The organism is Marivita lacus, from assembly GCF_014637725.1.
Taxonomy (GTDB): Bacteria; Pseudomonadota; Alphaproteobacteria; order Rhodobacterales; family Rhodobacteraceae; genus Marivita; species Marivita lacus.
Window position 1 is genome coordinate 24365 of the sequence record NZ_BMFC01000021.1, and the last position, 21746, is coordinate 46110.

Genomic DNA, 21746 nt, shown 5'->3' on the forward strand with positions numbered 1-21746 from the left:
CAATCTCCCGCCCCAAAGCACCCGCTTGGGGCGGGACTTTCAGGGACAGATCCAATGACCAAGTGGCTTGAACAAAACACGCCCAAATTGGTACTGGCGCCCTCGTTCATCGCAGTTCTGATCTTTGTCTATGGCTTCATCGCCTGGACCGCCTGGATCTCGTTCACGCGATCGCGCCTGCTTCCAAGATATGACATCGAAGGGGTCATCCAGTACGAGCGCCTGTTCGCCTCGCCCCGCTGGGACACCGCGCTGAACAACCTGTTCGTGTTCGGGTTCCTGTTCATCGTGATCGCGATGGTGCTCGGGCTGGTGCTGGCGATCCTGCTGGATCAGAACATCCGCACCGAAGGCGCGCTGCGCACCATCTATCTTTATCCCATGGCGCTTTCGATGATCGTCACCGGCACCGCATGGAAGTGGATCCTGAACCCGGGTCTGGGCATTCAGGCCATGGTCCGTGGCTGGGGGTTCGAGGAGTTCACCTTCGACTGGCTCGTGAACCCGGATATGGCGATCTACACCATCGTCCTGGCCGCAATCTGGCAAAGCTCTGGTTTCGTGATGGCGCTGTTTCTCGCCGGTCTGCGGTCTGTGGATGGCGAGATCATCAAGGCCGCGCAGGTCGATGGTATCCCGACATGGCGCATCTATACTGCCATCATCATCCCGTCGATGGCCCCTATCTTTCTGTCGGCCTTCATCGTGCTGTCGCACCTCGCGATCAAGAGCTTTGACCTTGTCATCGCGCTGACCGGTGGTGGCCCCGGCTATGCGACGGATCTGCCCGCAACCTACATGTACGCGATGGCCTTCTCGCGCGGCGATATCGGTCAGGCGGCAAGTTCGGCCATGATCATGATGATGGTCGTCTTCGCAATTGTCGTCCCGTACCTCTATTCGGAACTGAGGACCAAAGATGAGTGATCTGTCCATGTCTCAGGCGACAGGTCAGAACCGGACGGGCAAGATCATCCTGCGCTGGGTGCTGTATCTTGCGCTGGGTCTGTTTGCCCTGTTCTACCTGATGCCGCTTTTCGTGATGATCACCACCTCACTGAAAAGTCTTGATGAAATCCGCACGGGCGACCTGATCGCCCTGCCGCGCGACGTGACGTTGGACGCATGGCGCACCGCGTGGTCGGGGGCCTGCACCGGCATCCAGTGCGAGGGCGTGCGCCCGTACTTCTGGAACTCGATCCTGATCGCCATCCCGGCGGTCGCGATCTCGACCCTGCTTGGCGCGATGAACGGCTATGTCGTGGCGCAATGGCAGTTTCGCGGCGCCAACATCATCTTTTCGCTGATGCTGTTCGGATGCTTCATCCCGTTTCAGGTGGTGCTGCTGCCGATGGCGCGGATGCTGGGGATCATGGGCATTGCAGGCACCATTCCGGGGCTGATCTTTGTGCATGTGATCTACGGTCTGGGCTTCACCACGTTGTTCTTCCGTAATTACTACGTGTCGATCCCGTCCGAGCTGACCAAGGCGGCCAAGGTGGATGGGGCGGGGTTCTTCCGGATCTTCTGGTCGATCTTCCTGCCGCTGTCGCTGCCGATCATCGTGGTGACAGTCATCTGGCAGTTCACCCAGATCTGGAACGACTTCCTGTTCGGCGTGTCCTTCAGCCAGGCAGGCACGCAGCCCGTCACAGTCGCGCTCAACAACATCGTCAATTCGACCACCGGCGTCAAAGAATACAACGTCGACATGGCCGCCGCGATCATTGCCGCGCTGCCGACGCTGTTCGTCTATGTCGTTGCCGGCAAGTATTTCATCCGCGGTCTGACCGCCGGATCCGTGAAAGGATAATCCCATGTCTCCGATCCTTGACATCAACAACCTCTACAAGAGCTACGGCACGACGGAGATCCTCAAGGACATCAACGTGTCCATCGAACCGGGCGATTTCCTTGTGCTGGTCGGCCCCTCGGGCTGTGGCAAGTCCACGCTTTTGAACTGCATCGCCGGGCTTGAACCGATCACCGGCGGGGCGATCAGCATCGACGGCAAGGACATGACACATGTCAGCCCCAAGGACCGGGACATCGCGATGGTGTTCCAATCCTACGCTTTGTATCCCACCATGACCGTCGCCAAGAACATCACCTTCGGCATGAAGGTGCGCGGCGTCGATCAGGCCACGCAGGACAAGAAGCTGGCGCAGGTGGCGGCACAGTTGCAGATCGAACCGTTGCTGAACCGCCGTCCGGGGCAATTGTCCGGTGGTCAGCGGCAGCGCGTTGCGATGGGCCGGGCGCTGGTGCGCGATCCCAAGCTGTTTCTATTCGACGAACCGCTGTCGAACCTCGACGCCAAGCTGCGCGTCGAGATGCGGACCGAGATCAAGGCCCTGCACCAGAATCTTGGCGCGTCGATGGTCTACGTGACCCATGACCAGATCGAGGCGATGACGCTGGCCACCAAGATCGTCGTGATGAAAGGCGGCGTGATCCAGCAGATCGGATCACCGTCCGAGATCTACAACCGTCCGGCAAACCTGTTCGTGGCCGATTTCATGGGCAGCCCGGCGATGAACCTGATCCCCGCCAAGGCGCATCGCGCGGCCGACGGTACGCGGATCGAGATTGCCCGCAACTCCGGGGGGCCGATCGTGCTGACCGACACCAAGAACCGCGATCTGCCCGAAGACGTGATCCTTGGCGTGCGACCCGAAGACATCGCCGACCCCGATCTGCGTGGCTCTGATGCCACACAAGCAGCGGACTGCCTGATCGACATCGTGGAACCGGCCGGGGCCGACACGTTCGCGGTGATGCAGCTCGGTGGCAAACATGTCACAGCGCGGTTGCATGCGGAAACGACCGCCAAACCGGGACACTCCAAGCGGCTGTCCTTCGATCTGGGCAAGGTGTCGTATTTCGCGCCCGAAACCGGGTTGCGCCTGAACTGAGCAAAGACCGGGTGGTCAGTCCTTGAACGACCACCCGGATGTTTTCACCTGCTCGTTATGCGCGCCCAGCATGGGGGCAGTGCGGTCCAGCGACAATGTCGACGTGCTGAAGATGATCGGCGTGCGCACACCCGGCACACCTTCGGGCATGATCTTCATCTCGCGGTGAATGATCTGCGGATCGTCGAACACCTCTCCGACCGTGTTGATCGGTGACGACGCGACTTGTCTGGATTTCAGCGCGTCCAGAAGATCGGCCTTGGTCAGCTTCGCAGTTTCTGCCTTCAGCATGGCGATCAACTCGTCGCGGTGCTTCACGCGCTGGGCATTGGTCTGATATTCCGGGTTCTGCGCAATGTCGGGGCGTCCCACAATCTCGCACAACCCCTGGAACTGCCGGTCATTGCCGGAAGCGATGATGATGTCGCCGTCAGATGCGGGAAACACCTCGTAGGGCACAATATTGGGGTGCTGGTTGCCCATGCGATTTGGGGACGTGCCGGTCGCAAGGAAATTCATCGCCTGATTGACAAGGCAGGCTGTGCCGGAGTCGAGCAGGCTCATGTCGAGATGCTGGCCCAGCCCGGTCTTGTCCCGCTCGCGCAGCGCGGCCTGTATCCCGATCACCGCGTAAAGCCCGGTGTAGATGTCGGTGACGGCAACGCCCACCTTTTGCGGCTCGCCATCCGGGTCGCCGGTGATCGACATGAGGCCGGACAGTCCCTGCACAAGGTAGTCATAGCCCGCGCGTTCGGCATAGGGGCCGGTCTGGCCAAAGCCGGTGACCGAGCAGTAGATCAAACCGGGATTGACCGCTGACAAACTGGCATGATCCAGCCCGTACTTGGCCAACCCGCCAACCTTGAAATTCTCGATCAGCACATCCGCCTCGCGCGCCAGATCCTGCACGAAGGCGCGGCCTTCCTCGGTCGTCAGGTCCGCCGTGACCGAGTATTTGCCCCGGTTGCAGCTGTAGAAATAGGCGGCGGAGGGCGTGTCTTCGCCCTCGCGCTCGATGAAGGGTGGCCCCCATGTGCGGGTGTCATCGCCCTTGGGGCTTTCCACCTTGATCACGGTCGCGCCAAGATCGGCCAATGTCTGGCCCACGATCGGCCCGGCAAGGATGCGGGCCAATTCAAGGACTTTGAGCCCCTCCAGCGGTGCTGTCATCAGAAGAACGCCTGCAACCCGGTCTGCGCACGGCCAAGGATGAGGGCGTGCACGTCATGCGTTCCTTCGTAGGTGTTGACCGTCTCGAGGTTCTGCGCGTGACGCATGACGTGGTATTCCGCCATGATCCCGTTGCCGCCATGCATGTCGCGGGCGTGCCGTGCGATCTCCAGCGCCTTGCCGCAATTGTTGCGCTTGATCAGACTGATCGCCTCGGGTGCTGCGGTGCCTGCATCCAGCATCCGGCCGACCTGAAGAGCTGCGTGCAGGCCCAGCGTGATCTCGGTCTGCATGTCGGCCAGCTTCTTTTGGAACAACTGGGTCTGCGCCAAGGGGCGGCCGAACTGCACACGGTCCAACCCGTATTTCCGCGCCCGGTGCCAGCTGTCCTCGGCAGCGCCCATGACGCCCCAGGCGATGCCATAGCGCGCGCGGTTGAGGCATCCGAACGGACCCTTGAGCCCTTCGACACCAGGCAGCAACGCGTCCTCGCCGACCTCGACATCCTTCATCACGATCTCGCCGGTGATCGACGCGCGCAGCGACAGCTTGCCGTGAATTTTCGGCGCGCTGAGACCCTTCATGCCTTTTTCCAGTACGAAGCCCCGGATCTTGCCGCCATGCGCTTCGGACTTGGCCCAGACGACGAACACATCGGCAATCGGGCTGTTCGAAATCCACATCTTCGCGCCATTGATGACATAGCCCCCGTCGGTTTTCTTGGCGACGGTCTTCATGCCTGCAGGGTCAGATCCTGCATCGGGTTCGGTCAGGCCGAAACAGCCGATCAGCGTGCCGGCCGCGAGACCGGGCAAGTATTTCTTGCGCTGCTCATCGCTGCCGTAGGCGTGGATCGGGTACATGACGAGCGAGCTTTGAACGCTCATCATCGACCGGTAGCCGCTGTCGATGCGCTCCACTTCGCGGGCGACGAGGCCATAGCTGACATAGCCCGCACCCAAACCACCGAATTCCTCGGGGATGGTGACGCCCAACAGGCCCATCTCGCCCATCTCGGCGAAAATCTCGGGTGCAACGCCTTCGTTCAGATACATGTCCGTCACGCGCGGCAGCAGCTTGTCCGATGCATAGGCTGCCGCACTGTCGGCGATCATGCGCTCTTCTTCGGACAGGGTGGCGCGCAGGCCCAGCGGATCTTCCCAGTCGAATTTGGCGAGTGAGGGTCCGTGACCCGCGTGTGACGCATCAAGCATGTCCATGCTCCTTTTTCATGTCAGCGGCCGCAGCCGATCCGGCGATATGCCCAAGGACTGTCGCGGCCAGTAGCCCGTTACCGGACAGATACCCACTATCACCGGAACCTGAAACACCCACCGCAGCGCCACCTGCCGCAAAAAGGTTGTTCAGAACGCCCCCATCCTTGTGGCAGACGCGGGCTTCGTGATTGACGCGCAGCCCGCCCTGCGTGTGAAACAAGGCCCCGGTGACCTTGACTGCACAATAAGGTGCTTGCAGCGGTTCGCCAAGGAAGCTGCGTCCAAAGGCGTCAGGCTCGCCCGTTGGAATTTCTGCAATCGACCGTGTCAAAGCATCGTGGGGCAGGCCCGTCACCTTGGCAAGCTCTGCAAGCGTGTCGGCGCTACGGATCGCGCCAATGGCCTCGGCATCCTTGAAATCCTGGAACTGCCGGGCAATGCCTGCGATCCGGCTGTCGAAGATCGTCCACGCGATGCCCTCGGGCTGTGCCAGCACCGCGCGGGCGGCCTCGGAGTAGCCCTGGCTCTCGTCCCAGAACCGTTCACCGCTCAGGTTGACCTGCACGCCGCCTTCGGTGATCACCGCCCATGTGATGAGGATCCCCTGCGGATGCGCGACATTGCCGTGGCCCTGATAGGCCCCCAGATGCAGCGTTTCCGCGCCAAGCGCGTCACCCCATGCCACGGCGTCGCCCTGATTGTAGTCATGCCCGAACCAGAGCGCGTTTTCGATCTCGGGCATGAACTCGCGCACCATGTCGCGGTTGCCGCCATAGCCGTTGCAGGCAAGGATCAGCGCGCCACAGCCGACATCTTCCGTACCGTTCGGACCCTCCAACCGTACGCCATGGATTGTGTCGCCTTCGACGAACAGCGCGGTGGCGCGGCGGTTGCAGATGATGTCGATGCCCTGCGCCTCGCAGGCGGTGCGCAAACGGTCGATCAGTTCACGCCCCGCGCGGGTGGGCAAGCCGTGCATCCGGCGGCGGGAATGGCCGGGATAGTCGAAATCGGTGACCACCGAGAAGGGCAGGTCGAACCGATCCGCCAGCCATTCGATCACTGTGCCGGACTGCCCTGCCAACAGATCGACAAGCTCCTGCGGGTTCTCGCCCTTGGCCTTCTTCTGGATGTCCTTGGCGAAGAGAGCCGCGTTGTCGTCAATCCCTGCCTCCCGCTGAAACCGTGTGCCCGCTGCCGGGATCAGCCCGGCGGACAAGGCGGTGGACCCGGATGGCGCTGCATCGGCCTCGACCACCAGCACGTCGGCCCCGGCGTTGTTGGCGGTCAAGGCGGCAACCAAGCCGCATGCCCCGGCGCCGACAATCAGGATCGGCACGTCCAGATCAAAGCCAGTGGCAGGGGGCGGCAGGATCGACATGGCTCAGTCGTGCCCGCCGGACTCGTAGCGTTTGCCCAAGGCGAGCATCTCGTCCGTGCCCAGACGGTCGTTCAACCCGCTGAAATCGAACATCCGGTCGGCAAAGGCGCGGTTGCTGCCGGTGGACATCAGGCTGGCATAGTAATCCTCGGCGGTGCGGGCGAGGGCGCGGACGATGCCGCCAGGAAAGATGACGATGGAAAAGCCCATGGCCTCGAGGTCCGACGCGGTCTGGATCGGCGTGGCCCCGCCTTCGACCATGTTTGCCAAAAGCGGCACGCAATCCTTGAACCGCTGTGCCACGGTGTTCAATTCTTCGACCGACCGCAGCGCTTCGATGAACAGCGCATCAGCGCCCGCCTCGACATAGGCTTCGGCGCGGTCGATAGCGGCGTCGAACCCCTCGACGGCAACCGCATCGGTGCGGGCGATGATGAGTGTCTCGTCACTTGCACGGGCGTCAGCCATCGCGGCGATCTTGCCGACCATTTCCTGCGTGGGAATGATGGATTTCTCGGCCAGATGCCCGCAGCGTTTGGGATAAGTCTGATCCTCGACCTGCAGGGCATTCGCCCCCGCGCGTTCATATAGCCGCATCGTCCGCTGCGCGTTCATCGCGTTGCCGAACCCGGTATCGGCGTCGATGATCACCGGCAGGTCCACGCGGTCGCGGATCAGGGCCATCGTGTCGACCATCTCGCTGACCGAGGTGAGACCGATGTCAGGCCGGCCCAGCCGCGTATAGGCCACCGCCGCCCCGCTGAGATACAGCGCATCAAAACCCGCCTGTGCGGCCAAGGTGGCGGTCAGGGCATCATAGACACCGGGGGCGACAAGGATGTCATCGGCGGAAAGGCGGGTTTTGAGGGTCATGTCAGTCTGTCCACCATCTCTGCGCAGGTCACGTTCGGGCAGACCGACGCAAGCGATAGCAGCGTGGCGTCATGCACCTCTTGCTTGAACGCGGCGCACCCATCGGACAGCAGGATCGTGTGCAGGTTGCGCAAATGCGCGTCGCGCACCGTGCTGGCCACACCGCCATTCGTGACGATCCCGCCGATGATCAGCGTGTCGATCTCCAGCGCACGCAGGATGTATTCCAGCCGCGTCTGGTACAGCGCGGAATAGGCCACCTTTTCAATGGTGTAGTCCGCCGGAGCAAGCGCATCGACCAACGCATGGCCGAACTTGCCCGGCGCGAAATCGCCTTTGCCAAGAAAGGGCCGTAGCTCCTTCAGATGCGGCGCGATGAGCGGTTCCTCATTCGGCCCCGGCACCAGCGTGAACTGCGCGCTGATATAGGTGCCGCCCTTGGCGCGCAGCGCATCCACGACGGGTTTGATCCGCGCGGGCAGGGCGGTGATCGCCTCGGCTGTCTGTCCCGCACGGCCATAGGCGCCTTCGGGGTGCAGAAAGTCGTTCTGCAGGTCGATGGTCAGAAGTGCTGTGCGCTTTGGGTCGATCGTTTGTGCCATGCCTCAATCCTCGTCCCGTGTGATGATCGTGTTGCCACAGGCATCCACCGTTGCTGTCATGCCGGGGTCCACCAGAACGGTCGTGTCCGGCTGCACGAGGATAGCGGGACCCGTGATCGTCGCTCCGACCGGCAGGGCAAGGCGGTTGTAGATCGTGGTCTCATGCCACGCATCCCCGAAATGCACCTTGCGGGTGCCAGTGCGTGCGGCGTCGACAGTGCCGCCTTTGGGGGCGAGCGTGGTCAGGTCGAACTTGGGCCGACGCCCGATCACGGCAGTGCGCAGGTTCATCACCCGGCGTGTGCCGTTCTTGAGCAGCCGCCCGTAGGTGGCTTGGTACGCGGCATCAAAGGCCGTCTCGACATCCGCAATGGTCGGCGCGGTGACGGTGGTGCCCTCCACCGTGATCGTCAAGGGCACCGCAACCGTGTGGGTCTGGCCGACATAGGCCATGTCCAGCTCGACCACGATATCGCGCGCCTCGAACCGGGATTGCGCGGCATCCAGAAGCGACATGCCTTCGTCGATATGCCGCTGCATCACGCCGCGCAGCGCGTCGGTGTCGAGCGTCGCCGTCAGGGTGTTGATCGTTTGCACGAAATCCTGCCGCATGTCGGCGATCACGCAGCCCATGGCACTGGTCACACCGGGATAGCGGGGAACAATCGCGCTGCCGATTCCGACCTCCTTGAGGATCGCGCCGGTGTGCAAGGCACCTCCGCCGCCGAAGGGCATGAAGGCAAAACGTTTCGGATCGAACCCGCGTTCGATGCTCACGAGACGGATCGCGCCTGCCATGCGCGAATTGGCAACCCGCAGGATGGCTTCGGCGGCTTGAATCGTCGTGAGGTCCAGTTTCGAGCCGACATGAATGTCGATGGCGCGCCCGGCAGCGTCCACATCCAGACGGTCCAGCTTGCCGCCGATGGGGTTGTCCGGGTCGATGCGGCCCAGAACGACATTTGCATCGGTCACGGTCGGACGGTCATTGCCCTGACCGTAAGCCACCGGGCCGGGGGTCGATCCCGCGCTTTCCGGGCCGATGTTCAGCAATCCACCCTTGTCGACCCACGCGATGGAACCACCACCCGCGCCAATCGTCGTGATCTCGATCATCGGGTTGCGCACCACCATGCCGAAATCGATCGAGGTCTGCGGCGACAGCATCGACTGCCCCTTGGCGATCAGCGCCACGTCAAAGCTGGTGCCGCCCATGTCGCCGGTGATTACGTTTTCAAAACCCGCCGTTGTGGCGATATGCCCGGCAGCGATCACGCCAGCGGCGGGGCCGGACAGCGCGGTGCGGATGGGCAGGCGGCAGGCGGTCTCGGTGCCCATGACGCCGCCATTGGACTGCACGATCATGAACTCGCCGGTGAACCCGCCTTTGGTCAGCGCCTGATCCAGACGGTTGATGTAGCCGGAGACTTCGGGTTGCAGGTAGGCGTTCAGGGCCGTGGTCGAGAAGCGTTCGAATTCGCGGATTTCTGGCAGGATTTCCGACGAACAGCTGACGTGGTCATTGGGCCACAGGGCGCGGACGGTGGCGACCGCCTTGGCCTCGTTCTCGGCGTTGGCATAGGCGTTGGCGAACAGGATCGCGACGGCCAGACAGCCTTCGTCGATCAACGTCTGCGCTGCCGCCTTGACCGCGTCCAGATCGACGGGTGTGCGGATCGTGCCATCTGCCAGCGTACGCTCCGGCACCTCCAACCGCAGGTTTCGCGGCACGACGGGCTCGAAATCGCCGCGCAGGCCCCAGGTGCGGGGCCTGTCGCGGCGGCGCATTTCAAGAACGTCGCGGAGTCCGTGAGTGGTGATCACGCCGATCTTTGCGCCTTTGCGCTCGAGCAGAGCATTGGTTCCGGCGGTGGTGCCATGCACAACGGCCGCGACGGTGGACAGGTCATCGACCTGCTGGCCAATCCCGTCCAGAAAGCCACTGGACTGGTCAGGTCGGGTGGTGGGCACCTTGGCCACGGTCGCAGTGCCTGTGGCTTCGTCCAGCACGAACACGTCGGTGAATGTTCCGCCGACATCGACGCCGATCATCTTGGTCATGCCGCGACCTCTTTCCATGCGGGGCCGTAGAGGTCGGTCGCTGCATCGGGCGTCAGGTATCCCAGCGCCACGTCCCGCGCGACGGCCTGTGCATCACGACTGGTCGCAGGGCCATAGCCACCGCCACCGGGGGTGTCGAGGCGCACGGCCTGTCCCTTGGTCAGCTTGATCCCGAGCATCTTTGAGGCCAGCGGCGGTGTCTTCCATCCGTCCGCCTGTTCATAATGAAAGACGTTCATCGCGCCGGTTCCGCCGCCCTGCACACCCTGCGGGGCAAAGCGACCGCGCTCGCCGAACAGGAAGGCTTCGGCGCTTTCCTCAAGCACTTCAATCTCGTAAGTCGCGCCCAACCCCCCGCGATGCTGGCCTGCGCCCGCGCTGTCCGGGCGCAGCGCCCATTGGCGGAACATAACCGGATAGGCCGCTTCAAGGATCTCCATCGGCGGGATCGTCGCGGTAGAAATCGGCGCGTTGCCATGGTTGAGGCCGTCTGACTCGATGCTGCCGCCATGCCCGCCGCCATAAAAGCTGAACATCACCCAGCGTTGCCCGTTCGCCCGTTTGCCGGCAATGGAAAGCGCGTTGATCGTGCCATAGGCGTTGGCGACCACGCGGTCAGGGGCGGCTTGTGATGCGGCGCTGAAGATCACGTCGATCATGCGCAGGATGGTTTCGGTGTAGCCCCCGACCGGGGCCGGGAATTCCGCTGAAAGCAGTGACCCGTCCGGCACCCGCACGTCGATGGGGCGCATGACACCGGCATTTGCGGGCAGGTCGGGGAAGATGTGCTTGATCGCGACATAGGCCGTCGCAACCGCCGTGGGATAGGCGATGTTCACGGGGCCAGCCGTGACAGGTGCGGTGCCTGCGAAATCCAGCACCATCCGGTCGCCCTTGATCTCGAGCGCGACCTTGATCGGCAGGGCCACATCGGTGATCCCGTCATTGTCGAGGTAATCCGTGGCTTCCCAACGGCCATCCGGCAGGCCTGACAGTTCCGAGCGCATCAGCGTTTCGGCCCGGTCGCCCAAGGCGACGAGCGCGGCAGAAACGGTCTCGGCGCCGTATTCGTCGAGCAACTCGTCCAGCCGTTTCACACCCAGGTCCAAGGCGCCCAGTTGCCCGTTCAGATCGCCCATCGCCGATTGCGGCAGGCGGGTGTTGCGCAACAGGATGTCGATGATGTCATGCTGGATCACCCCTGCGCGGGCCAGCTTCACGGGCGGCAGGATGAACGCCTCCTGGAAGGCCTCGGTGGCGGAGGGGTTGTAGTTGCCCGGCACGGCACCGCCCACATCGTGCCAGTGGCCGACGCTGGCAAGGTAGCAGAATAGTTCGCCGTTACGGAAATAGGGCCGCACCAGCCGCATGTCGGACAGGTGCGTGCCGCCGATATGGGCGTCGTTGAAGATGTAGATGTCCCCGTCCGCCAGATCACCCGCCTCTGCCGCCTTGTCGATCACCGCTTTCACGGCAAAGGCCATGACGCCGACAAAGATCGGCAGGCCGGATTTGCCCTGCACCAGCGTGTCGCCTGAGGTGGCATGATAGAACCCGTGCGAGGCGTCATGCGCCTCGGCGATGATCGGGTTGAAGGCGGCGCGGAACAGGGTCGCGTCCATCTCGTCGGCGATCTGTTCCATGCGTCCTGCCAGAACGGCCAGGGTGATCGGGTCGATGGCGGCACTCATTGCGCGCGGACCTCGGCCATGTCGTTCCAGACGTCCTGACGCTGGATTTTGTCACGCGCGATCTCGAACCGGTCAATAAATCGGATGCCCTCGAACGGCGTGCCATCCATCCATTCGCCGTACAGCGTGCCACGGGCATAGACGACAGCCACACCGCCGCTGTGCAACGCGTCGAACCCGTCATAGGTCTTTTTGACGAACCGATAGCGGCCCTTGGACCAGTCGATCAGTTCGGAGAGTTCTGTCATCGGCCGGGTGCCGGGGAACACCATCTGGAACCCGACGCCCAGCGTCGTCTTCGCCGTGTCCAGATCACGGGCTTCCATCGCCGCAAGGTAGGCGCGCACGATCTGGGTTGGATCGGGCAGGGCGGGTGCTGGTTTGCGGTGCTGCCCACCGCGGGCATAAGCCTCGGACGGGTATTCGTGCAGCATCACCGTGATCGCCTCGTCCGGTGCCGGAACGACAAAGCGAATCGCATCGGTGAGGGCGGTTGTCAGGCGTGATTTCTCGGTCGGGCTATATCCTTCAAGGATATGTGCTTCCACGATTGGCATATGGCCCTCCCCAAAATCTGCACTTTTCGTATAACAGGTTTTGGTATATTGAAAGACCAACAATCGAAGAATCTTCGCCGGATCACCAAAGCGACCGCGAAGATCGCCAACCAACAGGGGCCGCGCTGTCGTGTCGATCAATGCGCATTCCGGACTTCCAGAAGGCGGCAAGGCGCGCCGGGTTTACCTGTTGCTGCGCGACGAAATATCAAACGGCGCCTTCAAGGACGGCACGCGCCTGCCCGGCGAGCACAAGCTGGCCGAGCAGTTCGATGTATCCCGCATCACGATCCGCCGCGCGCTGGAGGCTTTGGCTGCCGATGGCTGGATCGAGAAAAAGACCGGTGCCGGGTCGGTTGTTCGGACGCAGGAACAGGCGGGCCAACGCCTGTCCGCCGATTTCGCAACGCTGATCCCGCATCTCGTTGAGATGGACCGCAAGACAACTGCGCGGCTCTTGTCCTTTTCCTATGACAGCGCCCCTGCTGCGGTGGCCCAAGCGCTGGGCATTCCCGAAGGTGCGGATGTGCAAAAGGCGGTGCGCGTGCGGTCCTCGGGGGGCACGCCGTTTTCGCACCTCACCACCTATGTGCCGAAAGACATCGCGCTCAGCTATGACGAGGCCGATCTAGCGACGCAGCCGCTTTTCCGTCTCTTGGAGCGCAGCGGTGTGAGCGTGGAAAGTGCGCATCAGACCGTGACTGCCGCGCTTGCGACGCCGGATGTGGCCGAGGCGCTGGAGGTGTCTGTCGGATCGCCGCTGTTGTTCGTGCAGCGCATCGTCCGTGATGCGGGCGGGCAGGGGGTGGAGCATCTGTCCGCGCTCTATCGCCCTGATCTGTTCCGGCTCGAGATGGACTTGGCCCGTGTCGGCGCTGGCGAAGCGCGGCACTGGGAACCGGTGATCGGGGGCACATCGTCATGAGTGGGCGCCGTCTTCTCGACAAGCTGTGGGATGCCCATGAAATCCTGCGCCGCGAAGACGGGACCAGCCTGCTTTGGGTGGATCGGCATCTCGTGCACGAAGGCTCGCATCACGCCTTTGCCAAGATCGCGGAACGCGACCTGCCCGTGGCCGAACCCGGCCTGACCTTTGGCGTTGCCGACCACTACGCACCGACCCGTGGTGGCCCTGCGACGGATGCGATTGCGCGGATGATCGACACGCTTTCGGAGAATACGGCGAAGCACGGCATCACCTGTTTCGGTCTCGACGATCCCCGTCAGGGCATCGTGCATGTGATCGGCCCGGAACAAGGCCTGACCCTGCCGGGCCTGCTCATCAATTGCGGTGACAGCCACACCTCGACCCACGGCGCGTTCGGGGCCTTGGCCTTTGGCATTGGTGCCACGGAAGTGGCGCATGTGCTGGCGACGCAAACGGTCTGGCAGAAAAAGCCCAAGGCGATGCGGATCGACGTGACCGGGCGTCTTGGGCCGGGGGTCGGGGCAAAGGACCTGGCGCTGGCGTGGATCGCCAAGCTGGGGGCCGATGGCGCGCGGGGTCATGCGATTGAATATACGGGCGCGGCTGTACGGGCGATGTCGATGGAAGGGCGCATGACGCTGTGCAACCTGTCCATCGAAGGCGGTGCCCGGTTCGGCATGATTGCGCCGGATGAGACCACGTTTGACTATGTGAGGGGACGGCCATTTGCGCCGACCGGAGCGGAGTGGGATCGCGCGGTTGAGCTATGGTCACTGCTGCCATCCGACTCCGACGCGGAGTTCGAAACCACAGTCTCCCTCGACGCTTCCGAGATCGCGCCCATCGTGACATGGGGCACGTCGCCCGAAGACGCCTTGCCGGTGACGGCCACCATTCCCGACCCCTCGCTTTTGCAGGGCAGTGCGGCGGATCGCGCGCGCAATGCGCTGGACTACATGGGTCTGACCGCCGGTCGCGCGCTGACCGAGATTGCCGTGGATCAGGTGTTCATCGGCTCTTGCACCAATGCCCGCATCGAAGACCTGCGCGCGGCGGCCGCCGTTCTGGCCGGTCGGCGCGCCAAGGTGCCGGGCATCGTGTCGCCCGGGTCGCAACTGGTGAAAGCACAGGCCGAGGCCGAAGGGCTGGACCGCATCTTTACCGACGCAGGTCTCGACTGGGTCGGGTCGGGGTGTTCGATGTGTGTCGCGATGAACGGCGATCACGTGGAGCCGGGCAAGCGCTGCGCCTCGACCACCAACCGCAACTTCCGGGGTCGTCAGGGGCGCGGCGCGCGGACGCATCTGATGTCGCCTGCGATGGTGGCGGCGGCGGCGGTGACCGGGCATCTGACTGATGTGCGCGATCTTTTGCGCGGGCGCGAGGTCGCATGAGCGGGTGGACCACACATACCGGCCCGGCCGTGGCGCTGGATCGCGAGAACGTGGATACGGATCAACTGATCCCGGCACGATTCATGTCGACGCCGCGTTCCGAAGGTTACGGGCCTTTCCTGCTGCACGACATGCGCCATGACAGCGACGGCACACCTGTGTCGGACTTCCCGTTGAACATGGTGCCCAACGCCAGCATCCTGATCTCACGCCGCAATTTCGGCAGCGGATCGTCGCGCGAGGCCGCCGTTTACGCGCTGGTCGATTTCGGCATCCGCGTCGTGATCGCGCCCAGCTTTGGCGATATCTTCGCCAGCAATTCGGTGAACAACGGCCTGCTGCCCGCGCGGGTGTCCGAGGCCGATGTGGACGCGGCGATCGCATTGCTCGCCGATGGCCCGCAAGAGGTGAGCGTTGACCTGATCGACCGAAAAATTCGGCTGGGCAACACCACACTGGACGTCACGCTCGACGATGTCTGGCAGCAGAAACTGATCAATGGTTGGGACGATATCGACCTGACCCAGACCCATAAACAGGCTATCGCGGCATTCCGTGCGCAGCACGTGCAAGGCAAACCGTGGGCCGTACCAGTCCAACAGACCGACTTCAGAAGAGCGGGGCGGGACACCGTTTCGCAGTAACACAGGCCATGATGGCCGAAGGGTGTAGGAGGAACTATCCATGACGATGAACTTGCTCAAAGGCTGCGTTGCCGGTGGGGTGCTGCTTGGGTCCGTGGCCCATGCGGAAGAGACGATAACGGCGGTGCACGCGTTTCCCGAAACTCTGATCTATACGCAAAGCTTCCTGTCCTTCGTGGACAAGGTGAACGAAGCCGGTGCGGGCGTGATCCAGATCGAAGTGCGCGGCGGCCCCGAGGCCATCGGCATGATGCAGCAGCCCGACGCGGTGCGCGATGGCATCGTCGACATGGTCTACACGCCCGGTTCGTTCTACGGCGGTGCGCTGCCCGAGAAAGATGCGCTTGTGGCATCGAACCTGACCGCCATCGAGACGCGCCAGAACGGCGGGCTCGATTTGATCGACCGAATCCACCAGGAGCGGATGGGGGTGAAATACCTTGGCTGGTTCGACAGCGGTGTGTGCTACAACCTCTGGACCCGCGATGAGCCGTCGTTTGATGCGGATGGCAACCTCGAAGTCGAGGGTCTGCGTCTGCGCGGCAATGCTGTCTACAACGCGTTCTTCACCAACTACCTGCAAGCGCAGGTGATCGACCTGCCGACCGGAGAAGTCTATTCGGCGCTGCAGAACGGCGTGGTCGACGCAACCGGCTGGACCCAGATCGGCCTGATCGACCTCAAGTGGAACGAGTTCCTGAACTACCGGATCGAGCCCTGCTTCTTCTCGACCGACCTTGGCGTGATCGTGAACCTCGACACATGGAACGGTCTGAGCGACGAGGCCAAGGGTATTCTTCAGAACACCGCGATGCAGCACGAGATCGACAGCGTGAACGCGCTTCGCACCAAGCGGGACGAGGATTTCGCAGCGCTTGATGCCGCCGGCATGACGGTGGTTGAACTCGAAGGTGAGGCCAAGGCCAACTACCTTGCCGCTGCCCGTGAAACCACCTGGGCACGCATGAAGGAGCTGATGGAAGCGACACCGACAGCCGTTGCCGGCTATGACGACCTGATCGCCAAGTTCTACGATCCGGCTGCCGACAACTAAGACACTTGGGCCGGGGCAGGCGCCCCGGCCCACCCTCATTCGAACGGAACATTCCATGCGCGCCGTGATCCGGGCCTATGACGCCCTTTTGTACACGATGGCTTTCATCGCAGCCCTGACCCTGGTCTGGCTGATGGTGTCGGTGGTCGTGTCCGTGCTGATGCGCAATCTGGGGATGCAGCCCTTCGCGTGGCTGTTCACCTCGGCCGAATACGGCATTCTGTACATGACGATGCTCGGTGCGCCCTGGCTGGTGCGCGAAAAGGGCCATGTTCATATCGAACTGGTCACCGCCGCCTTGCCGCCCAGCTTGCGACGGTTTGTCAGCCGGTTTGTGGCGGCGCTCTGCGTGTTCGTCTGCGTGATCCTGGCGTGGTACGGGCTGCAATTGTTCCTGACCAATATCGAGCGCAACAATTTCGACGTGCGCGCCTACTACTATCCCCGTTGGCTTCTGACCGTGACCTTTCCCATCGCCTTTTCCGTCATGGCGATCGAATTCTCCCGGTTCGTGTTCGGGTCAGACCTCATGCACTCGGGTGAAGCGGGGATTCACGAATAATGGAATGGTTCGAAGCGCTTGGTCTGCTGGTTGGCAGCATCATGGTTCTCATGGCGCTGGGCATGCCCGTGGCGCTGGCGTTTCTGGCGGCGAACATCATCGGCGCATGGGTGTTCATGGGTGGAGAGCGCGGGGTTGTCGCGCTTCTGAACAACGGCTGGGGCGCACTGACGATCTTTGCGCTTGTGCCGATCCCTCTTTTTCTGCTGATGGGCGAGATATTCTTCCAGACCGGGCTGGGAAGTCGCATGTTCTCGGCCATCGACAAGCTGCTCGGGCGCCTGCCGGGGCGGCTGAGTTATGTCACCGTGATCGGCGGCACCGGGTTTTCCACGCTGTCGGGGTCGTCCATGGGGTCAACCGCGCTTCTCGGGTCGCTGATGGTGCCCGAGATGAACCTGCGCGGGTACAAAAGCCACATGTCCATCGGTCCGATCCTTGGCACAGGTGGGCTTGCCATCATCATCCCGCCCTCGGCGCTGGCGGTTCTCTTGGCGACACTTGCCAAGATCGACGTTGGGGCGTTGCTGATCGCCGGGGTCATACCGGGGCTGATATTGGCCGGATTCTATATCGCCACGATCTATATCCAGACCCGCATCGACCCCGATGCGGCCCCCGCCTATGACGTGGACCCGATGTCCGCAGGCGAAAAGATCGCCGTTCTGATGCGCGACGTGGTGCCGATGATCGGCCTTATGGTGGTCATCGTCATCATGATGATCAACGGCATCGTGACCCCCTCCGAAGCGGCGGCCTTCGGTGCGCTGGGCGTGCTGATCCTGGCCGCGTGTTATCGCTGCCTGACATGGGACTCGATCAAGAAATCGGTGCGCGGCGCGCTTCGCGTGACGCTGATGGCCTACCTGATCGTCTTCGGGTCCGCGACGTTCAGCCAGCTTCTGGCGTTTTCCGGCGCATCGCGTGGGTTGATCAATTGGGCCACCGGGTTCGATCTGGACCCGACGCTGATGCTTCTGGTGATGTTCGGCGTGCTGCTGGTGCTGGGGATGTTCATGGAGCAGATCTCGATCATGCTGCTCACCGTGCCGATCTTCTTTCCCCTGGCGGCGACCCTGGGTTTTGATCCGATCTGGTTCGGTCTTATCATGCTGCTGGCGCTGGAAATCAGCTTTACCACCCCACCTTTCGGGTTGCTCTTGTTCGTCATGAAAGGTGTGGCACCGCCAAACACGACCATGCGCGAGATCTATCGCGCCGCGTTCCCGTTCATCCTGTGTTCGCTTCTGGTGGTGGCACTTTTGATCATATTCCCGATTCTGGCCACGTGGCTGCCCGGCCTTGGTTAGATTACCATGCTGTGACAGCTGTGAAGACGTTGCCGAAGAGCGAGTCCGCGCGTGTCTCTGCGCATGGCGTTCAAACAATGCCTTCAAAAAGCCCAGAAAACAGGCATTCCGCAATTTTTTTGAGCGAAAACTCCCGGTTGGCGCGTGATCGGCTTGCGTGTCCGACGCTGTTGCGCAAGCGTAAACCATGACCGAACACTCTGTATTTGACGAAATGTGGGGCCGTGACGACCAAATTCGCGCGCCCTATCAGAATTTCTTCGATTGGTTTGATCAGGAAGATCCCAAGCGATTGCGTGCCAAGAACCGCGAAGCCGAGGACCTGTTCCGCCTGACTGGCATCACCTTCAACGTCTATGGCAGGTCCGAGGCTGAAGAGCGCCTGATCCCCTTCGATATCATTCCCCGGATCATCTCTGGGTCGGAATGGGCCAAGCTGTCGCGCGGTATCGAGCAGCGGGTGCGTGCGATCAACGCGTTCCTGCATGACATCTACCACACGCAGGAAATCCTGAAGGCGGGTCGCATCCCGCGCGCGATGATCTACCAGAACGAGGCGTTTCAATCCAAGATGATGGGCGTCGATGTGCCGGGCGGCGTGTATACGCATATCGTCGGCATCGACCTTGTCTGCACCGGACCGGGCGAATTCTACGTGCTCGAAGACAATGCGCGGACGCCCTCCGGGGTGAGTTACATGCTCGAAAACCGCGAGACCATGTTGCAGATGTTCCCGGAACTGTTCTCCAAGAATCGCGTGCAGTCGGTGCAGCAATACCCGATCGACCTGCGCCGGTCGCTTGCCGCCTGCGCGCCCCGCATGGCGCAAGCCGATCCCACGGTCGCGGTACTCACGCCGGGAATTTATAACTCGGCCTATTTCGAGCATGCTTTCCTTGCCGACCAGATGGGTGTCGAACTTGTCGAAGGGCATGACCTGAGGGTGATCGACGGACGTGTCGCGATGCGCACGACCCGTGGGTACAAGCCCATCGACGTGCTCTACCGCCGGGTCGATGATGATTTCCTCGATCCGTTGAACTTCAATCCCGACAGCCAGTTGGGCGTGCCGGGGATCATGGATGTCTACCGCGCGGGCGGCATCACCATCGCCAATGCACCGGGGACTGGAATTTCCGACGACAAGGCGATCTATTCCTACATGCCGGAAATCGTCGAATTCTACACCGGTGAACGCCCGCTCCTGCAGAACGTGCCGACATGGCGCTGTTCTGAACCGGACTCGCTGGCCTATGTGCTCGACAACCTCGAAGACCTTGTCGTCAAGGAAGTGCACGGCTCCGGCGGCTACGGCATGTTGATCGGGCCGACCGCCACGAAGAAGGACATCGCCGATTTCCGCCGCAAGCTCAGGGCGCGGCCCAAGAACTACATTGCCCAGCCCACGCTCAGCCTGTCCACCGTGCCGATCTTTGCCAAGGCGGGCCTGACGCCGCGCCATGTCGATCTGCGGCCCTACGTGCTGGTCAGCCCGGACGGGATCAAGATCACCCCCGGCGGCCTGACCCGCGTGGCGCTCAAGAAGGGATCGCTGGTCGTGAACTCCTCGCAGGGCGGGGGAACGAAAGACACCTGGGTCCTGGAGGAGTAGCGCCATGCTGGGAAAAACCGCCAATGGCCTCTTCTGGATGTATCGCTACATGGAGAGGGCCGAGAACACCGCGCGACTGATCGAGACCGGCCAGCGGATTGCCCTGACCCGGCTCAACCAGACCGACGATGAATGGCTGTCGGTGATGCGATCCGCCGATTGTCTGGAAGGGTTCATGGCTGCCCATGACGAGGTCTCGCGCGATCTGGCTGTCGACTGGATGCTGCGCAGCAAGGACAATCCGTCCTCGGTGGTGTCGAGCGTGAACGCGGCCCGGCAAAATGCGCGTCTGGTCCGGACCGCCATCACCGGCGATGTCTGGGAGGCTGTGAACTCGGCCTACATGTCCCTGAAAAAAGCGTTGACCCGCAAGGTGTCGGAACGCGATCTGCCCAGCATCGTGCGGCTGATCCGGCATCACGCGGCGCTGGTGCGCGGCGTCACGCATGGCACGATGCTGCGCAACGACATTTACGACTTCGCGCGTCTGGGCACGTTTCTGGAGCGGGCGGACAACACCGCGCGCATCCTCGATGTGAAATACTATGTCCTGCTGCCTTCGGCCCGTGCCGTGGGCACTTCGCTCGACAACGTGCAATGGGAATCGATCCTGCGCTCTGTCTCGGCGCGCGGCGGGTTCCGCATGGAATACGGGGCGGGCGGCGGACCGCGGCAAATCGCTGATTTCCTGATCCTCGACCGCCGGATGCCCCGATCACTGGCCTTTTGCGCAGGCAAACTCTGTGATAATCTCGGGTATCTCGCCGATGGCGGGGATGCCGGTGCAGGCTCGCGCGAAAAGGTTGACGCGCTGCGGGACGGGTTGTTGTCCCAAAGCATCGACGCCATTTTCGAATTCGGGCTGCACGAGTTTCTTCAGAAAACCCTTAAGGAATTGTCGGCCATTTCACGCCAGATCGAACAGGATTTCCGCTTTTATGCCTAGGCCCGAACAGGACTGTCCAGCATGCGCCTGAAGATCGACCACACCACGGTGTACACGTTCGACACGCCGGTGATCTATGGCTTGCAGCAATTGCGCAAGACGCCAAAGAGTTCATACAATCAGTCCGTTGTGCACTGGCAGACCCAGATCACCGGCGGGCGCAAGGAAGTCACGTTCGAGGATCATCATCACAACACGACCGAGCTGATCAGCTTTGATCCCGAGGTCACCGAATTGTCGGTGTCCAGTTCCGGTGAGGTCGAGATCACCGACAATGCCGGTGTCCTGGGTCCGCATCACGGCACGACCCCTTTGTGGCTTTACGAGATGAACACCCCCCGAACCGAACCGGGGCCGGGGACGCGGGCATTGATCAAGGGCATCAACCCCGATCCGGGTATTTCAGACCTGCACGAGCTGTCGGACCGCATCCGAACTCAGGTGTCCTATTTGCTTGGCGCATCCGCACCGGACTGGAGCGCCGAAGACTCGATCACGGCGGGGCAGGGCGTCTGTCAGGATCACACCCATATCATGATCGCCTGTGCGCGGGCGCTCAAACTCCCGGCGCGCTATGCCAGTGGCTATCTCATGCTGAACGAAACAACGACGCAGGACGCCATGCACGCCTGGGCCGAGGTGCATGTCGAGGGGCTTGGCTGGGTCGGCTTCGACGTATCGAACGGTGTTTCGCCTGACACACGATATATTCGCGTTGCAACGGGGCTGGACTATTCCGAAGCCGCCCCGATATCTGGTATGAGGATCGGCGGCGTGAACGAAGTGTTGCACGTCACCATCCACGTGGCTCAGCAATAAAGGCGACCCA

The 21746-nt window shown here is 62.3% G+C and carries 20 protein-coding genes; 12 read left to right on the forward strand and 8 right to left on the reverse strand.

Features of this window, described 5'->3' with window-relative positions:
* The first annotated feature begins 54 nt into the window (after positions 1-54).
* From IEV82_RS21615 to IEV82_RS21625, 3 genes are read left to right on the forward strand one after another with little or no spacing between them, the layout of a single operon-like run.
* Positions 55-927, forward strand: a complete 873-nt coding sequence (locus IEV82_RS21615; RefSeq protein ID WP_188484171.1) for a carbohydrate ABC transporter permease — start codon at positions 55-57, stop codon at positions 925-927.
* Positions 920-1813 carry a carbohydrate ABC transporter permease gene (locus tag IEV82_RS21620; protein WP_188484172.1) on the forward strand — a complete coding sequence of 298 codons (894 nt, stop codon included), beginning with the start codon at positions 920-922 and terminating at the stop codon, positions 1811-1813. Before IEV82_RS21615 ends, IEV82_RS21620 begins: the two co-directional genes overlap by 8 nt.
* Positions 1814-1817: 4 nt before the next feature.
* Entirely contained in the window at positions 1818-2915 is a 1098-nt protein-coding gene (locus IEV82_RS21625; protein WP_188484173.1) for an ABC transporter ATP-binding protein, read from the forward strand.
* Positions 2916-2930: 15 nt separating this feature from the next.
* On the opposite strand, the gene IEV82_RS21630 is transcribed toward IEV82_RS21625, so the two are convergent.
* From IEV82_RS21630 to IEV82_RS21665, 8 genes are read right to left on the reverse strand one after another with little or no spacing between them, the layout of a single operon-like run.
* Complete coding sequence (locus IEV82_RS21630; RefSeq protein ID WP_188484174.1) at positions 2931-4085, reverse strand: CaiB/BaiF CoA transferase family protein; 1155 nt, start codon at positions 4083-4085, stop codon at positions 2931-2933.
* Positions 4085-5299 (reverse strand): acyl-CoA dehydrogenase, encoded by a 1215-nt coding sequence (locus IEV82_RS21635; RefSeq protein ID WP_373285255.1) that lies wholly within the window; start codon positions 5297-5299, stop codon positions 4085-4087. The genes IEV82_RS21630 and IEV82_RS21635 overlap by 1 nt, the downstream gene beginning before the upstream one ends.
* The gene (locus IEV82_RS21640; protein ID WP_188484176.1) at positions 5292-6683 is read right to left on the reverse strand and encodes an FAD-dependent oxidoreductase; all 1392 of its coding nucleotides are present in this window, start codon (positions 6681-6683) and stop codon (positions 5292-5294) included. Before IEV82_RS21640 ends, IEV82_RS21635 begins: the two co-directional genes overlap by 8 nt.
* A 3-nt stretch (positions 6684-6686) precedes the next feature.
* Positions 6687-7556 carry an isocitrate lyase/PEP mutase family protein gene (locus IEV82_RS21645; RefSeq protein ID WP_188484177.1) on the reverse strand — a complete coding sequence of 290 codons (870 nt, stop codon included), beginning with the start codon at positions 7554-7556 and terminating at the stop codon, positions 6687-6689.
* Entirely contained in the window at positions 7553-8158 is a 606-nt protein-coding gene (locus tag IEV82_RS21650) for a cysteine hydrolase family protein (protein ID WP_188484178.1), read from the reverse strand. The genes IEV82_RS21645 and IEV82_RS21650 overlap by 4 nt, the downstream gene beginning before the upstream one ends.
* A gap of 3 nt (positions 8159-8161) precedes the next feature.
* Complete coding sequence (locus IEV82_RS21655) at positions 8162-10219, reverse strand: hydantoinase/oxoprolinase family protein (protein ID WP_188484179.1); 2058 nt, start codon at positions 10217-10219, stop codon at positions 8162-8164.
* Positions 10216-11910 (reverse strand): hydantoinase B/oxoprolinase family protein, encoded by a 1695-nt coding sequence (locus IEV82_RS21660; protein ID WP_188484180.1) that lies wholly within the window; start codon positions 11908-11910, stop codon positions 10216-10218. The genes IEV82_RS21655 and IEV82_RS21660 overlap by 4 nt, the downstream gene beginning before the upstream one ends.
* Positions 11907-12467, reverse strand: a complete 561-nt coding sequence (locus IEV82_RS21665) for a tautomerase family protein (RefSeq protein ID WP_188484181.1) — start codon at positions 12465-12467, stop codon at positions 11907-11909. Before IEV82_RS21665 ends, IEV82_RS21660 begins: the two co-directional genes overlap by 4 nt.
* A gap of 136 nt (positions 12468-12603) precedes the next feature.
* Here IEV82_RS21665 and IEV82_RS21670 point away from each other — a divergent pair, with 136 nt between their 5' ends.
* From IEV82_RS21670 to IEV82_RS21710, 9 genes are all read left to right on the forward strand, one after another.
* Positions 12604-13392, forward strand: coding sequence for a GntR family transcriptional regulator (locus IEV82_RS21670; RefSeq protein WP_373285257.1), 789 nt, complete (start codon positions 12604-12606; stop codon positions 13390-13392).
* Entirely contained in the window at positions 13389-14789 is a 1401-nt protein-coding gene (leuC, locus tag IEV82_RS21675) for a 3-isopropylmalate dehydratase large subunit (protein WP_188484183.1), read from the forward strand. Before IEV82_RS21670 ends, leuC begins: the two co-directional genes overlap by 4 nt.
* Positions 14786-15433 (forward strand): 3-isopropylmalate dehydratase small subunit, encoded by a 648-nt coding sequence (leuD, locus tag IEV82_RS21680; protein WP_188484184.1) that lies wholly within the window; start codon positions 14786-14788, stop codon positions 15431-15433. The genes leuC and leuD overlap by 4 nt, the downstream gene beginning before the upstream one ends.
* A gap of 40 nt (positions 15434-15473) precedes the next feature.
* Positions 15474-16487 (forward strand): TRAP transporter substrate-binding protein DctP, encoded by a 1014-nt coding sequence (gene dctP / locus IEV82_RS21685; protein WP_188484185.1) that lies wholly within the window; start codon positions 15474-15476, stop codon positions 16485-16487.
* 55 nt (positions 16488-16542) lie between these two features.
* Positions 16543-17049, forward strand: a complete 507-nt coding sequence (locus IEV82_RS21690; RefSeq protein WP_188484186.1) for a TRAP transporter small permease — start codon at positions 16543-16545, stop codon at positions 17047-17049.
* Positions 17049-18359: a TRAP transporter large permease gene (locus tag IEV82_RS21695; protein WP_188484187.1), complete on the forward strand. Its 1311-nt coding sequence runs from the start codon at positions 17049-17051 to the stop codon at positions 18357-18359. Before IEV82_RS21690 ends, IEV82_RS21695 begins: the two co-directional genes overlap by 1 nt.
* Before the next feature lie 187 nt (positions 18360-18546).
* The gene (locus tag IEV82_RS21700) at positions 18547-19971 is read left to right on the forward strand and encodes a circularly permuted type 2 ATP-grasp protein (RefSeq protein WP_188484188.1); all 1425 of its coding nucleotides are present in this window, start codon (positions 18547-18549) and stop codon (positions 19969-19971) included.
* Positions 19972-19975: 4 nt separating this feature from the next.
* Positions 19976-20917, forward strand: coding sequence for an alpha-E domain-containing protein (locus tag IEV82_RS21705; protein ID WP_188484189.1), 942 nt, complete (start codon positions 19976-19978; stop codon positions 20915-20917).
* A gap of 21 nt (positions 20918-20938) precedes the next feature.
* The gene (locus IEV82_RS21710) at positions 20939-21736 is read left to right on the forward strand and encodes a transglutaminase family protein (RefSeq protein WP_188484190.1); all 798 of its coding nucleotides are present in this window, start codon (positions 20939-20941) and stop codon (positions 21734-21736) included.
* Positions 21737-21746 lie beyond the last annotated feature (10 nt).